Origin of the sequence: Flavobacterium sp. (assembly GCF_027531705.1) — a bacterium.
Taxonomy (GTDB): domain Bacteria; phylum Bacteroidota; class Bacteroidia; order Flavobacteriales; family Flavobacteriaceae; genus Flavobacterium.
The window spans coordinates 79,895-95,296 of sequence record NZ_JAPZSP010000021.1 but is presented as its reverse complement, the minus strand read 5'-3'; the positions used below and the strand labels follow the sequence as shown (position 1 = coordinate 95,296).

12 protein-coding genes and 1 tRNA gene are annotated in these 15,402 nt (G+C 31.2%); 7 read left to right on the top strand and 6 right to left on the bottom strand.

Annotated features, from left to right (window positions below; genetic code table 11):
* Positions 1–11: 11 nt before the first annotated feature.
* The gene (locus O9267_RS09085) at positions 12–1,292 is read right to left on the bottom strand and encodes a c-type cytochrome (protein WP_298178366.1); all 1,281 of its coding nucleotides are present in this window, start codon (positions 1,290–1,292) and stop codon (positions 12–14) included.
* Positions 1,293–1,511: 219 nt separating this feature from the next.
* On the opposite strand from O9267_RS09085, the gene O9267_RS09080 reads away from it, so the two are divergent.
* The gene (locus tag O9267_RS09080; protein WP_298178363.1) at positions 1,512–1,901 is read left to right on the top strand and encodes an SPOR domain-containing protein; all 390 of its coding nucleotides are present in this window, start codon (positions 1,512–1,514) and stop codon (positions 1,899–1,901) included.
* 69 nt (positions 1,902–1,970) lie between these two features.
* Here O9267_RS09080 and infB read toward each other — a convergent pair whose 3' ends face one another.
* From infB to rimP, 3 genes are read right to left on the bottom strand one after another with little or no spacing between them, the layout of a single operon-like run.
* Positions 1,971–4,754, bottom strand: coding sequence for a translation initiation factor IF-2 (gene infB / locus O9267_RS09075; protein WP_298178359.1), 2,784 nt, complete (start codon positions 4,752–4,754; stop codon positions 1,971–1,973).
* Positions 4,755–4,807: 53 nt separating this feature from the next.
* Positions 4,808–6,052: a transcription termination factor NusA gene (gene nusA, locus O9267_RS09070; RefSeq protein WP_298178356.1), complete on the bottom strand. Its 1,245-nt coding sequence runs from the start codon at positions 6,050–6,052 to the stop codon at positions 4,808–4,810.
* A 13-nt stretch (positions 6,053–6,065) separates the two neighbouring features.
* Positions 6,066–6,530 (bottom strand): ribosome assembly cofactor RimP, encoded by a 465-nt coding sequence (gene rimP, locus O9267_RS09065; RefSeq protein ID WP_298178353.1) that lies wholly within the window; start codon positions 6,528–6,530, stop codon positions 6,066–6,068.
* 174 nt (positions 6,531–6,704) lie between these two features.
* Here rimP and O9267_RS09060 point away from each other — a divergent pair, with 174 nt between their 5' ends.
* The gene (locus O9267_RS09060) at positions 6,705–7,529 is read left to right on the top strand and encodes a universal stress protein (protein WP_298178350.1); all 825 of its coding nucleotides are present in this window, start codon (positions 6,705–6,707) and stop codon (positions 7,527–7,529) included.
* Between the two features lie 115 nt (positions 7,530–7,644).
* Here the strand turns inward: O9267_RS09060 and O9267_RS09055 are convergent.
* Positions 7,645–7,715 (bottom strand) — tRNA-Gln (locus tag O9267_RS09055).
* Positions 7,716–8,006: 291 nt separating this feature from the next.
* Between O9267_RS09055 and O9267_RS09050 the strand changes: the two genes are divergently transcribed.
* The 5 genes from O9267_RS09050 (at position 8,007) to O9267_RS09030 (ending at position 15,075) form a co-directional block, all read left to right on the top strand.
* Positions 8,007–9,362, top strand: coding sequence for a HAMP domain-containing sensor histidine kinase (locus O9267_RS09050; RefSeq protein WP_298178347.1), 1,356 nt, complete (start codon positions 8,007–8,009; stop codon positions 9,360–9,362).
* A gap of 4 nt (positions 9,363–9,366) precedes the next feature.
* Positions 9,367–10,053, top strand: a complete 687-nt coding sequence (locus tag O9267_RS09045) for a response regulator transcription factor (protein ID WP_298178344.1) — start codon at positions 9,367–9,369, stop codon at positions 10,051–10,053.
* A gap of 111 nt (positions 10,054–10,164) precedes the next feature.
* A complete protein-coding gene (locus O9267_RS09040; RefSeq protein WP_298178341.1) occupies positions 10,165–13,368 on the top strand; it encodes a DUF2723 domain-containing protein in 3,204 nt (1,067 codons plus the stop codon).
* A 38-nt stretch (positions 13,369–13,406) separates the two neighbouring features.
* On the top strand, positions 13,407–14,393 hold the full coding sequence (locus O9267_RS09035; protein ID WP_298178339.1) for a toxin-antitoxin system YwqK family antitoxin: 987 nt from the start codon (positions 13,407–13,409) through the stop codon (positions 14,391–14,393).
* Positions 14,394–14,442: 49 nt separating this feature from the next.
* Complete coding sequence (locus tag O9267_RS09030; protein ID WP_298178336.1) at positions 14,443–15,075, top strand: polysaccharide deacetylase family protein; 633 nt, start codon at positions 14,443–14,445, stop codon at positions 15,073–15,075.
* Here O9267_RS09030 and O9267_RS09025 read toward each other — a convergent pair.
* Positions 15,072–15,368, bottom strand: coding sequence for a thioredoxin family protein (locus O9267_RS09025; RefSeq protein WP_298178334.1), 297 nt, complete (start codon positions 15,366–15,368; stop codon positions 15,072–15,074). The genes O9267_RS09030 and O9267_RS09025 overlap by 4 nt on opposite strands.
* Positions 15,369–15,402 lie beyond the last annotated feature (34 nt).

Genomic DNA, 15,402 nt, shown 5'->3' with positions numbered 1-15,402 from the left:
TAATTATTTTATTAATAGTGGCATTTTCCACACTCTAAACCACCCATTTGTGCGGCAGTTAGCTTGTCAACACCGTATCTTTTTGAAAGTTCTGCATGAATTTTTGTATAATATTCATTTCCTTCCATTTTAACCTCCGTTTTTCTATGACAATCAATACACCAACCCATTGTTAGTGGAGCAAATTGTTTCTGAATTTCATAAGTTTGAACAGGTCCGTGACATGTTTGACATTCTACACCAGCCACAGTAACGTGTTGTGAGTGATTGAAGTAGGCAAAATCGGGTAAATTATGTATTCTTACCCATTTAACAGGTTCTGTTTTGCCAGTATATTTTTGCAATGTTGCATCCCAACCAACTGCTTTGTATAATTTTTGAATTTCTCCATCATAAAATGCTTTTGAATATTCGGCAGTTGCAGTTGTATCGGCAACTTGACTAATATTTTTATGACAATTCATACAAACATTTAAAGAAGGTATTCCTGCATGTTTACTAACTCTTGCAGATGAGTGACAGTATTTACAATCAATCCCATTGCTTCCAGCATGAATCCTGTGTGAGTAATGAATTGGCTGGACAGGAGCATAGTCTTGGTCTACTCCTACTTGCATAAAGAATCCATAAGCAAAGTAAGCTGCACTTAACATTAAGATTATAACAGAAACCAAAACTAAAAATTGATTTTTAGCAAATGCTTTCCAAATTGGCATTTTGTTTTCGTTTGCTAATTTCTGAATTTCAATTCCGTTTGCTTTTGCAATTTTTGAAAGTAGGCTATTTACAATGTATAACATTGCAATCAACATTAACATTACAGCGATGAGTGCCCCGAGAATGACATTGTTTGAAATTCCATCCTCTGCTGCCTTTGTTCCCGGAGTTCCAGCTGTAGTTGCTACTGGAGCTTCTGCTTTTACTTCGTCTGTATAAGCAATAATGTTGTCAATATCTGCGTTAGATAATTGAGGAAAAGCGGTCATTACGGACTTGTTATTTTCTTCAAATACTTTTACAGCTTGTGCATCACCAGATTTGATAAGGTCTGAACTGTTTTTTACCCATTTGTAAAGCCACTCTTTATCATATTTTGCTGACACTCCGCGCAAAGCTGGACCTGTCATTTTCTTGTCTAAATTGTGACATGCTGCACAATTGGTATTGAAAATTTCTTTCCCTTTTGCTGCATCAGCTCCTTGGGCTTTAGATGATAATGAAAAAGTTAGCATTACTGCTAAACTGAAAATTAAAATCTTTGAAATCGAATTAGGGTTACCCTTCTTTTTCATATTATATATAATGGTTATCTACTAATTTGGTATGTTTTTTTTGCGTTTTATTGTAAAAAAAGAAAACTCTATTTTTTAAAACTTGCACAAAAATACGACTTATGAGCAATTCTCAAAACCTTAAAATAGTCTTAAATGTTAATTTATATTAATTCTAAATAATTTTACTCTTTTTGTTTAAACTATAAAATAGTACATTTGTATAAAAATCAATTATTTATGAAATATTTAACAAATTCAAACTGCGTTATTTACGGAATATTTATGCTCTTTTTTTCTGCAAATTTATCTGCACAAGAAGCAAGTATTACTGTTTCGCAAGACTCAAAATTTGAGCAAATTTTAACAGAAAAAAGAAAAATAAACGCAACAATTACATCTAACGATAGGTATAAAATACAAATTTTTAGTGGCGATAATGAGTCTGCAAAAAAGAATTTAGCCGATTTTAGAAAAGACAATAAAATGATTGAAGGGACTATCGTTTTTAACACTCCAAATTATAAAGTTTGGGTTGGTAATTTTAAAACTAGAATTGAGGCTGAAAGAAATTTGATTGAAGTTTTAAAAAAGTATCCAAAAGCGTTATTGATAAAGCCTAGTAAATAAATTTACATAAACAAATAAAAAACCCCCACTTGAAAAAATGGGGGTTTTATTTAGACTATTTTTTGACTATTATTTCAATTTTTTCTTGATAGCAACTTCGTGAAATGATTCGATTACATCATCAATTTCGATTTCATTGAAGTTTTTGATTTGAATACCACAATCGTAACCTTTAGCAACTTCTTTTACATCATCTTTAAAACGTTTAAGCGCAATAAGATCACCTGTGTGAACCACGACACCCTGACGAATAATTCTAACTTTAGAACTTCTGAGGATTTTGCCATCAACAACCATACATCCTGCAATTGAACCAACTTTAGAAATTTTGAAAATCTCTCTAATTTCAGCAGTACCAGTAACTTCTTCTTTCATTTCTGGCGCTAACATTCCTTCCATTGCATCTTTCAAGTCATCGATAGCAGCATAGATAATTGAGTAGAATCTGATATCGATTTCTTCTTTGTCTGCTAATTGTCTTGCATTTCCTGCTGGACGAACATTAAATCCTATAATGATAGCATCAGATGCAGAAGCCAACATAACGTCAGATTCGGTAATTGCACCAACACCTTTATGAATAATATTGATTTGAATTTCTTCAGTAGATAATTTTGAGAAGGAATCAGAAAGAGCTTCAACAGAACCATCCACATCACCTTTAAGAATTATATTCAATTCTTTAAATTGCCCTAAAGCGATACGACGACCAATTTCATCAAGTGTAATATGTCGTTGAACACGAACAGATTGTTCTCTCATTAATTGAGTACGTTTAGCCGCAATTTGTTTAGCTTCTCTTTCGTCTTCAAAAACATTAAACTTATCACCTGCAGTTGCCGAACCGTCTAATCCAAGAACAGAAACTGGTGTTGATGGACCTGCCTCTTTAACTGTGTTGCCACGTTCATCATGCATAGCTTTAATTTTACCATGATGTTTCCCGGCAAGCATATAATCACCAACTTTCAATGTTCCGTGTTGTACTAATATAGTTGAAACGTATCCTTTCCCTTTATCTAAAAATGCTTCAACTACTGTTCCAGAAGCTACTTTATTAGGATTAGATTTTAAATCTAAAACTTCTGCTTCAAGTAATACTTTTTCAAGAAGTTCTTTTACACCTATTCCCATTTTAGCAGAAATATCATGTGATTGATATTTTCCACCCCAATCTTCAACAAGTAAATTCATTTGAGCCAATCCTTCTTTAATTTTCTCAGGATTTGCATTTGGTTTATCCACTTTATTGATTGCAAAAATGATTGGAACACCAGCTGCTTGTGCGTGACTAATTGCTTCTTTTGTTTGAGGCATAATATCATCATCGGCAGCGATTACAATAATTGCAATATCTGTAACTTGAGCACCACGAGCACGCATAGCGGTAAACGCTTCGTGACCAGGTGTGTCAAGGAATGCGATTTTTTGACCATTATCTAAAGTTACTCCGTAGGCACCAATATGTTGTGTAATTCCTCCAGATTCACCAGCGATAACATTTTCTTTACGAATATAATCTAGCAAAGAGGTTTTACCGTGGTCAACGTGACCCATTACAGTTACAATTGGAGCTCTAGTAATTAAATCCTCTTCTCTATCTTCAACAACTTGAATATTTTCCTCAAGCTCAGTTGTTATGAATTCAACTTCGTAGCCAAATTCATCCGCTACTATTGTTAATGTTTCAGCATCAAGACGTTGATTCATGGTAACCATGATTCCAAGCGACATACATGTTCCGATTACCTTAGTAATTGGCACGTCCATCATTGTAGCAATTTCACCGACAGTTACGAATTCGGTAACTTTGATAGTTTTGCTTCCTTCTTCGATAGCTCTTTGTTCGTCATCAGATTTTTGACGGTGCGTATCTCTTTTATCTCTTCTATATTTCGCCGCTTTAGATTTTCCTCCCTTACCTTGAAGTTTTTCTAAAGTTTCACGAATTTGATTTTTAACTTCTTCTTCGGTAGGTTCTACTTTAGCTACAATAGCTGGTCTAGCTCCTTTTACAAAACCAGGTCTTGCACTTCTATTTGCATTGTTTCCACCAGTATTTGGTACTATTTTATTTGCGCCAGGCGTTCCATTTCCTCCAGGTCTAACTTCTCCTGGTTTTGTTGGAATCCTTTTTCTTTTGTTTTTATTCGCATTAGAATTTGGATTACCAGCATTAGGAGTACCAGGTTTGTTTGGAGTAATCTTCGGCTCTTCTTTTTTCTTTTTAGGCTTATTAAATTGAGATAAATCAATTGTTTGACCTGTAAGTGTAGCACCAGATAGTTTTTGATATTGAGTATTAAATACCTCTTCCGCAGGAGCAGCAATTGGCTCATCTGCTTTTTTAGGTGTTTCTACTTTTTCCTTAGGTTGTTCAACAGTTGGTGCTGCTTCAACTTTAGGCGTTTCCTTTTTGATAGGTTTTTCAGCAACCACTTCAACTTTAACTTCAGGTTTTTCTGCAACAGGAGCAACTGTAGGTTTTTTTGGATTCAAATCAATTGTACCGACCTGTTTAGGCCCAGTAACGACAGCTTTGGCTTTGATTACTTCTAAACGTTGGCGCTCTTCATCTTGTTTGCGTTTTTCTTCAATTTCTCTTTCTCTTTCGATACGCAAAGCTTCTTTTTCTTTTCTTTTCTCTTCGCCTACTTCTTTTGAAGCTTCTTTATTCCCCTTGTCGCCAGCAAATTGATTTTGCAGGATACTAAATTCGTTTTCAGAAATTTTAGCGTTAGGATTTGACTCAATAGCAATTCCCTTATCTTTTAGATAATCAACAGCTCTTTCTAACGAAATATTTAATTCCCTTAAAACCTTGTTTATTCTTATTACTCTTTCTTCAGACATAAAACCTTTTTATTATTTCTTTTTTGTTGTGTTGCTGTAGTAGTTAGTAGTTGTTAACTATTAAATTCTGCTTTTAAAATATTCATGACATCAATAATAGTTTCTTCTTCAAGATCTGTTCTTCTTACCAAGTCATTTACATCTTGTTTTAATACACTTCTTGCTGTGTCTAAACCAATTTTAGCAAATTCTTCGATAACCCAAGCTTCAATTTCATCAGAGAACTCTGTTAATTCAACGTCATCTTCTTCTTCAGCAACGTTACCTTCTCTGATAACATCTAATTCATAACCAGTCAATTGACCAGCTAATCTAATATTGTGACCTCCTCTACCAATGGCTTTGGAAACTTCTTCTAATTTCAAGAAAACTTCAGCTCTTTTTGTTTCTTCATTAATTTTAATAGAAGAAACTTTAGCAGGACTCAATGCTCTTGTTATATATAATTGTGTATTGGTTGTATAATTAATTACATCAATATTTTCATTTCCAAGTTCACGAACAATTCCGTGAATTCTTGACCCTTTCATACCAACACAAGCTCCAACAGGATCAATTCTATCATCGTAAGAATCTACAGCTACTTTTGCTTTTTCACCTGGAATTCTTACCACATTTTTCACCATAATTAAACCGTCAAAAACCTCTGGAATTTCTTGTTCAAATAATTTTTCTAAGAACTTTTCTGAAGTTCTAGACATGATAATTTGAGGTTTATTTCCTTTTAATTCAACGCTTTCAATTATACCTCTAACATTATCTCCTTTGCGGAAGAAATCAGATGGGATTTGTTTTTCTTTTGGAAGCACAATTTCATTTCCTTCATCGTCAACCAAAATCACAACCCTTGGTCTTACATGGTGTACTTCGGCAGTGTAAATATCACCAATTAAATCTTTAAATTGTTTGTAAAGATTAGTATTATCGTGTTCGTGAATTTTTGAAATTAAATTTTGGCGCAAAGCTAAAATAGCTCTTCTTCCTAAATCAATTAATTTTACTTCTTCCGAAACTTCTTCGCCAATTTCAAAATCGGGTTCAATTTTTCTTGCTTCTGTTAGTGTGATCTCTAGGTGGTCCAAATCTAAATCATCATCAGCAACGATAACTCTTCTCTGCCAAATTTCCATATCACCTTTATCTGGATTAATAATAATGTCAAAATTATCATCTGAGCCAAATTTCTTTTTCAATGCATTTCTAAATACATCCTCTAAAATCGCCATAAGCGTTACACGATCAATAAGTTTATCGTCTTTAAACTCTGAAAATGAATCGATTAATGCTAAATTTTCCATGCCAACTCTTTATTTAAAATGTTACTGTAACAACTGCTTGTTTTATATCTGAAAATGGAATTTCTTGTCTTTTTTGAACTGTTTCTTTTCCTTTTCCTATTTTTTTAGGTTCTCTTGCTTGCCAAGACAAAGTTATAAAATTATCTGTAACTTCAACCAATTCAGCTTCAATGGTTTCGGTCTCTAATTTTACAATTAATGTACGACCAATGTTTTTTATGTATTGTCTTGCCATTTTTAATGGCGAACCAACTCCTACTGATGCAACTTCTAAAGAAAAATCTTGTTCTTCTCTGTCAAGATTGTTTTCTAAAGTTCTACTGATGTCAATACAATCTTGCAATTGCACTCCGTTGTCGCCATCAAGCGTAACTATTATTTTGTAACTATCTGTTATTGTTAAATCTATTAAAAAAATAGATGGTTTTTCTTTTAAACCTTCCTCAAGTAAGCTAAATACCTTTTCTTTAAATGTCATATTGTTATAAAAAGAGGGAAGCAATGCTTCCCTCATTATTCAAATTTTACTAAATAACGGTGCAAATATAGTGATTTTTTTATAAATCAAAATATTGTTTCTTCTTATAATTTTTTGTACCTTTATATCATTAAAATAAATTTTATATTTTTACAAAAAATTATACTATAAATCATGAAGAAAATTTTAGTTCCAACCGACTTCTCTCAACATGCTGAATATGCTTTAAGAGTAGCTGCGCAAATCGCAAGAAAAAACAATAGTGAAATCATTTTGCTTCACATGATTGAACTTCCTCATCAAGGAAACGATGCCATAGGTACTGGTAAAGACTTGCCTGAGATAATGCTTTTCAAAAACAGAGCGATTGAAAGATTAGAAGATTTGATGGATGAAGATTTCTTAGATGGAATTGAAGTTTCAGAAGTAATTCAGTTTGAAAAAGCATTCAGCGGTGTTCTAAACATCAGCAAGAAAAATGGTGTTGATTTTATTGTAATGGGTTCTCACGGCGCAAGTGGTTTCAACGAAATGTTAATAGGTTCAAATACTGAAAAAGTTGTTCGTTATTCTGAAGTTCCTGTTTTAGTTGTTAAAAATGAAATGTCAGAATTCAAAGCTGATAGTTTTGTTTTTGCTTCAGATTTTTCAGAAGAAATTAAAAAACCATTCGCTAAAATGTTAGATTTTGCAAAAGGATATGATTCTCACTTAAATCTTGTAATGATAAATACTCCTAATAGTTTTAAATCTACATTGGTAGCTGAAAAAATAATGAATAACTTCATAAAAGAGTTTGATTACAGTAACCATTCTCTACATATATATAATGATGTAAATGTTGAAAAAGGAATTATTAATTTTTCAAATAGTGTAAATGCAGATATTATAGGTATGTGTACACATGGAAGAACAGGTTTTGCACACTTCTTTAATGGAAGTATTAGCGAGGATTTAGTAAATCATGCTGTTAGACCAGTAATCACTTTTAAAATATAATTTTAAAAAAAATTAAATAAATAAATAAAAAAAACCCGCTCTAATTATGAAGCGGGTTTTTTTTATGAATCATATTAAAACAAAAAATCCCAACCGTTAAGCTGGGATTTTATTGTTGGTCTACAAGGACTCGAACCTTGAAAGACTGCACCAAAAACAGTTGTGTTACCATTACACCATAGACCAATAGCACTTCAATGCGGGTGCAAATTTAATACAAATTTTATTTTAAGCAAGCATAAATCGATTTTTTATTAAATAATACTGCATTTTTAAGAAATAAAAAAGAAGGAATCAATTTAATACATTCATTATTAAACAAATATAATTCATTTAATTTAAAACTTTTTTAAACAAAATATTTGTTTTCAAGATAACCAGGAATTATAACATGAAAGTTAACCGAAAGTTAAACCAAAAAAATATGCAATTAAATAGATAAATCATCTTATTTTTGACCTTAGATTACTCAATTCTATGAAACAAAAAATCAATATTCTCATTTCATTTTCTGCACTTGTATTGATTGCGCTTTGTTTTATGCAATACTATTTGGTTAAAACAACCTACAATTATAAAGTAGCACAATTTAGACTTGAAGTAAAAGATAAACTGAGTAGAATAACGAATGATTATAGTGATGTTGACAGTACTTTATTTTACAAAAAAGATTTTCTGTACAAACAATTAGCTGAAAACTATTTGAAAGACAAAAATTATCGTTTTCACATTAAAAAAAAGCTTTTAGAGAACAATTTCAGTAGTCAATTGACTGAAGTTTTGCAAAAAGAATTTGATAAAGAATTCCCTAATCACGAGATAGATTTTGCCATAATCTTAAACAAATTTGTCATCTATATTAATGTAAAAAAAGTCGATACGCTATTTGCCGAAAAACCTTTTATTGAAAACAAAATGTATGGCAATCTGGTTTCGCTTAATGATGCATTTTTAATTAGAAATTATGTAGGCACAACAAGTTCTAACACTAATAAATCAAATTACAAATTACTTACAGAAGATAGCTTATATGTTTCTATAAAAGATTGGGAGCTTATTGTTTTAAAAAGAATGTCGTTACTGCTTTTCTTTGCTTTTGCCTCAATCATCACATTGATAACAATTTTTATCATTACTTTAAAATCACTAATAAAACAGAAAAAAATTAGCGATATAAAAACTGATTTTATCAACAACATTACTCATGAGCTTAAAACGCCACTTACAACATTATCAGTTTCTACAAAAATATTAGAACGTAAAGAAATTAGAGAAAATGATGTTGTTTACAATCAATTAATAGACACTATAAACCGTCAAAATGATAGATTGCAAAACTTGATTGACCAAGTAATGAGTAACTCACTTGGTTTTGAAGAAATTGAATTACATAAAGAGAAAATAAAAGCGAATTTATTTTTAAAAACCATAGTTGATGATTTTCAATTGGCACATCCAACAATTGAAGTTAAGACCAATTTTACTACTGAATCGCAATTAACGTTAGATAAATTTCATCTAACGACTGCAATTGTAAATGTTCTGGAAAATGCTGTGAAATATGGCTCCAAAACAATTTCTATTTCTACTTCTTTACAAAATAGTGAATTCCAAATAAGTATTAAAGATGACGGAATTGGCATTGCTAAAAACAAACAATCATTGCTTTTTGATAAGTTTTATAGAATTGAACAAGGAAATCTGCACAATACAAAAGGTTTGGGTTTAGGACTTTACTATGTTGACCAAATTATAAAAGCACATAAAGGAACAGTTAAGTTAGTAAGCGATTTGGGAAAAGGCACACAGTTTATTTTATCAATTCCATCATAATGATATGAAAAAAATACTTTTAGCCGAAGACGATTTAGATTTTTCAAACGTCTTAATTCAGTATTTACAATTGCATAATTTTGAGGTGATTTGGGCTGAAAACGGGAACAAAGCAATTGACCTATTCAAAACCAACAATTTTGACATTTCGATTTTAGATGTAATGATGCCACAAATTGACGGATTTACTTTAGCCGAAGAACTCATCAGGATTAATCCTGAGACACCGTTCATTTTCTTAACAGCAAAGCAATTAAAAGAAGACAAAATTAAAGGATTACAGCTTGGTGCAGATGATTATATCGTAAAACCATTTGAAGTAGAAGAATTAATTTTGCGATTAAATAATATAATAAAAAGAAGCGAACAAAATTTCAAACCAACACAAAATCAAGAAATTAAAATTGGAAAATATGTTTTTGATACAAAAAGATTATGCTTAAAATCAGAAAGTAAAACCCAACAATTAACCGAAAAAGAAGCCGCATTGATTCAATTTCTTTATTTTCATAAAAATCAATTACTTAAGCGAGAAGCAATTTTGCAAGCAATTTGGAAAAATGACGATTATTTTACGGGAAGAAGCATGGATGTTTTTATCACAAAAATTAGAAAATATTTTCAAGATGACATTAATATAACAATAGAAAGCACCCGTTTTATAGGATTAGAATTTAAAATAAAAGAATAATTTAAACAATCTTTTAGGAAACAACGAATTGTGAAAATTTTATCAAGTTCTGTTTATGCGGAATCGATAAAAAAATAGTTTCTTTGCAACTGAAATAATTTCATACATTTTATGACAACATTTAATTTTAATAAATGGAATACAATCACAGGTTGGATTCTATTTTCAATAGCATTAATTACTTTTTCGTTGACTGTTGAACCAACCATGAGCTTTTGGGATTGTGGCGAATATATTGCTACCGCTGCCAAACTAGAAGTTGGTCATCCACCAGGAGCACCTTTATTTCAAATGATAGGCGCATTTTTTGCTATGTTTGCTTTTGATAAAGAACATATTGCTTTGATGGTAAACATGATGTCCGTTTTTTCGAGTGCCTTTACCATTTTGTTTCTATTTTGGTCGTCAACTATCTTATTGCGTAAATTAATTTCACAGTTTTCAGAAATCAATACCAATAATTCTATTGTTATTTTGGGAAGTTCTTTTGTTGGAGCTTTAGCATTTACCTTTTCAGATAGTTTTTGGTACAATGCTGTAGAAGCCGAAGTTTATGCCATGGCGACTTTATTTATCGCATTGCTTTTTTGGCTTGGCTTACGCTGGGAACAGGAAATGATGACACAAAGAGGAAATCGTTGGTTACTATTAATTTCACTAGTAATTGGACTTTCTTTTGGAGTCCACTTTATGGCTTTGCTTACAATTCCTTCAATTGGATTTTTATATTATTTTAAACATTACAAAAAAGTAACTATCAAAAACTTTATTATTGCTAATGTTGTGGTGGTTTCGATATTACTTTTTATTTTCAAATTGCTTTTGCCACTAACGATGGCCTTTTTTGGAAAAACCGAAGTTTTTATGGTTAATACTTTCGGATTACCATTTGATTCAGGAACTATTTTTGTGGTGCTTTTGTTTATAGCTTTCTTTTATTTTGGATTGAAATACACTAAACAAAAAGGTCATGTACATTTAAATACTATTATTCTTTGTATTCTATTTATATTAATTGGATTTTCAACTTGGATGATGTTGCCAATTAGAGCCAATGCTAATCCGCCAATTAACGAAAACAAACCTTCGGATGCTGCCGAAGTTTTGGCATATTACAACAGAGAGCAATATGGTGTAAATCCATTGTTTTATGGACCTCAATATACAGATGCATTTGCTGGTTTAGACGAAAACACGCCATATCTTGACAAAGCGCCTAACTACGAACGAGATTTAACAACTGGTAAATATATCATCACAAACAAGTTCAAAAATGCTGAACAAAATAGTGATGACAACCATAAATCTATTTTGCCGAGATTATGGAGTGGCGAACACATTGACAATTATATCAATTTTACACATGTTCCAGAATTCAAAATTAATCCTGAATATTCAGAAGAGCAAGAATTAGTAGATGTTGTTGCAGAATTCAGAAAAGCTTATGCTAATAATCAAATAGATAATGATGGTTATGTTCAGTTTTTGAAAAGTTACCGCGATTATTTGATAGTTGAAAAACCTTCAACAGCTGACAATTTAGGTTTTATGTTTGAATACCAATTTGGTTATATGTACTGGCGTTATCTAATGTGGAATTTCGCTGGAAGACAAAACGACATTCAAGGTAAATACGATAATTTAGATGGTAACTGGATGAGTGGTATCAAATTTATTGACGAAATTAGACTTGGTTCTCAAGATAATTTGCCTTCTGATGTATTGAATAATAAAGGTAGAAATTTCTATTATTTCTTGCCATTCTTGTTAGGAATTCTTGGGCTTTTGTACCATGCTAATAAAGATTTGAAAAGCTTTTATGTGCTATTAGCATTATTTTTATTCACTGGTTTAGCCTTGAAAATTTATCTAAACGAAAGACCATTTGAGCCAAGAGAAAGAGATTATGCTCTAGTAGGTTCGTTCTATGTTTTTGCTATTTGGATTGGATTTGGAGTTTATGCAATTTACGATACTTTACGCAACTACATTCAGCCAAAAATAACTGGAATTGTAGTGGTCATTTTAGGATTATTAGCTGCACCGGTTTTAATGGCTTCTCAAAATTGGGATGATCATGACCGTTCTGAAAAAAGAACAGCTCTTGCAAATGCTAAAACATATTTAGATTCGTGTGAGAAAAATGCTATTCTTTTTACAATTGGAGATAATGATACTTTCCCACTTTGGTACGCACAAGAAATTGAAGGTATTCGTCCAGATATAAAAATTGTAAATACTAGTTTATTTATGACCGATTGGTATATTGACCAAATGAAATTTAAAACTTATGAAGCCGACGGTTTACCTATTTCATTTACACACAACCAATATGTTGGAGACAAATTAGATTATGCTTTTTATGACAAAAAAACAGATGCGCGATGGGATTTAAAAGATTTACTAGCTTTCTTATCTAGCGACGATCCAAGAACAATGGTTGAAATGAGTAATGGTCAAAGTATTCACTTCTACCCTACTAACAAATTTAGAATTCCTGTTGATAAAAACACTATTATCAAAAATAAAGTGGTTTCACCAAAAGATTATGATTCTATTGTGCCTTACATTGATTTTGAAATAAAAGATAATGCTTTGTACAAAAACAGAATTATGATGTTAGATGTTCTTTTGAATAATGATTGGAAACGACCAATCTATTTTACTGGCGGAAGTTTTACCGATGAAGATTATCTATGGATGAAAGATTACCTTCAGTTAGATGGTATGGTTTACAAATTGGTTCCAATAAAAACACCATTAGATAAAGAAGCAAGTCAGCTAGATATGGGACAAATTGATTCTGACAAAATGTATGATATTGTTATGAAATGGGATTGGGGCAATGGAGAAAGTCCGAATATTTACCACGATCCAGACACTCGTAAAAACAGTATTTCTTACCGAAGTAATTTGGCAAGACTAATGGAACAATTGGTAAACGAAGGAAAACTGGATAAAGCCAAAAAAGTAATTGAACTTGCTATGACCAAAATGCCATTGAAATATTATGGTTATTATTCACTAGTTGAACCATTTGCAGGCGGCTATTATGTAGTAAACGAAAAAGCAAAAGCCCGAAAATTGTTGGAAGATTTAATGACTAAATATAAAGAAAATTTATCGTATTACAAAACATTAAAACCTTCAGAACAATCAAATCTAGCTATTGATATTATTACTGATATAGAAAGATACCGTGGATTATTAGAAGTGATGAAAGAAAGAGGCGATATGGAATTTTACAACAAACACAAAACCATTTTTAACTCATACAACAAAATGTTTGAACGTTTTGGTAGAGATATGGAGTAGTTTCTTTAACTATACTTTGTCACAGAAAACTCAACTAAATGATACGAATTTTTTTTATAATTACATTTATACTTATTTCATTTTGTGGATGTCAGAATGCCGATTTCAATGACTCTAGCAAAAGAAATGAAAATTGGGTGTATTGGATTGATAAAACTAGTGGCAAAGCATCTTGGGTACCAGTAAAAGGTAATGAAACTACATTAAAAGATGGAAAATACACTAGTTTTTACAAAACTGGATCAATTTATCAAAAAGGAAAGTTAAAAAATGGCAAAGAAATTGACACAATTTATTTTTATGACCTTAAGGAAAAACTAATTCAATACTTAATAGTTAAACCTGATACATTAATTCATTACTATTTAAAAAACGGACCTTACATTTCATACTCTCAAAATGGAGAAATTTTTGAAAAAGGAATAGTCGAAAACCATAAAATTGGCGACGAATGGACAAAATATTTTGATAATGGTAAAATAGACTGGACAAAAAAACTTGTAAACGGAACCGGTTGGAACTATTGGTATTATAGAAATGGACAAATCTCAGACCAAAATTACCATCTTAAAGGAAAAACGAATGGAGAAGTGAAAATCTGGTTTGAAAATGGTCAAATTAAAGAAATTTCTAACTGGAAAGAAGGAATTCAAGATGGATTGTATCAAACATATTATGAAAATGGACAACCAAAAGATAAAGTAAATTGGATTAATGATAAGCGAGATGGTAAGTCTGAAAAATGGTATGAGAATGGGCAAAAATCAGAAGTAACGTTTTTTAAAGCAGGTATTGAAAATGGTGAAGTTTTACAATGGTATCCAAATGGGAACAAGAAGGCTATTTTAAAATTTATCTCTGGACAACCTGATGGTAAAGGATCAACTTATTTTGAAAATGGAAAAATCAAAGCTGAAGGATTTTATAAAGATGGTAAACGGAATGGAATGTTTATCGAATACGACAAAAACGGAAAAATTGTAAAAAAAATAAATCATATTAATGATGAACCAGTAATAGAATAAACAAAAAGTGTCAATAAAATATTGGCACTTTTTTAGTTACTTTTGAAACATGATTTGGATAAAAACACATTGGCTTATAAAAAAACTATTCTCCAACTACATTTGGGAAATACCCAATCGTGAAAATAAAATCTATCTAACTTTTGATGATGGTCCAACACCTGAAATTACCGAATGGACTTTACAACAACTCAAAAAATACAATGCTAAAGCAACCTTTTTTTGCATAGGAGATAATGTTAGAAAATATCCCGAAATCTTTAAAAAAGTTATTGAAGAAGAACATTCAATAGGCAATCATACATTCAATCACCTTAACGGTTGGAAAACAAAAACAAATGAGTATGTTGAAAATGTAAAACTTTGTGATACAGAAACTCGAAACTTGAAACTCGAAACTCGAAACCTTTTTCGTGCGCCTTACGGCAAAATTAAACCTTCTCAATCTAAAGAATTAAGAAAACTTGGTTACAAAATAATAATGTGGGACATCATTTCTTATGATTTTGACGCAACAATTTCGAAAGAAAAATGTTTAGAAAATGTACTTACAAATGTAAAATCGGGAAGTATCATCGTTTTTCACGACAGTATAAAAGCATTTACTAATTTGGAATATACTTTACCAAAAGTGCTTGAAATTTTAAATGAAAAAGGATTTGTTTTTGCTAAAATTGATTAAGCTTGTTCTTGAACCAAACCAATAATTGTATTTGCATCTAACTCGCCAGATTGTCTCCAAACCATTTGACCTTCTTTGTAGATCATTAAAGTAGGAAGTCCTTTGATACGCAATGCATCTGCCAATTCTTGATTTTTATCGACATCAATTTTAATAACTTTTGCTTTATCACCAAGTGCAGCCGCTACATCTCTAATTACAGGATGCATTGACACTGATGATTCGTTCCACTCTGTGTAAAAGTCAATTAACACTGGAACTTGAGCGTTTATAAGTTCTCCAAATTTTGACATAAAACCAAAATATTAATTGTTTTCTTGTGATAAA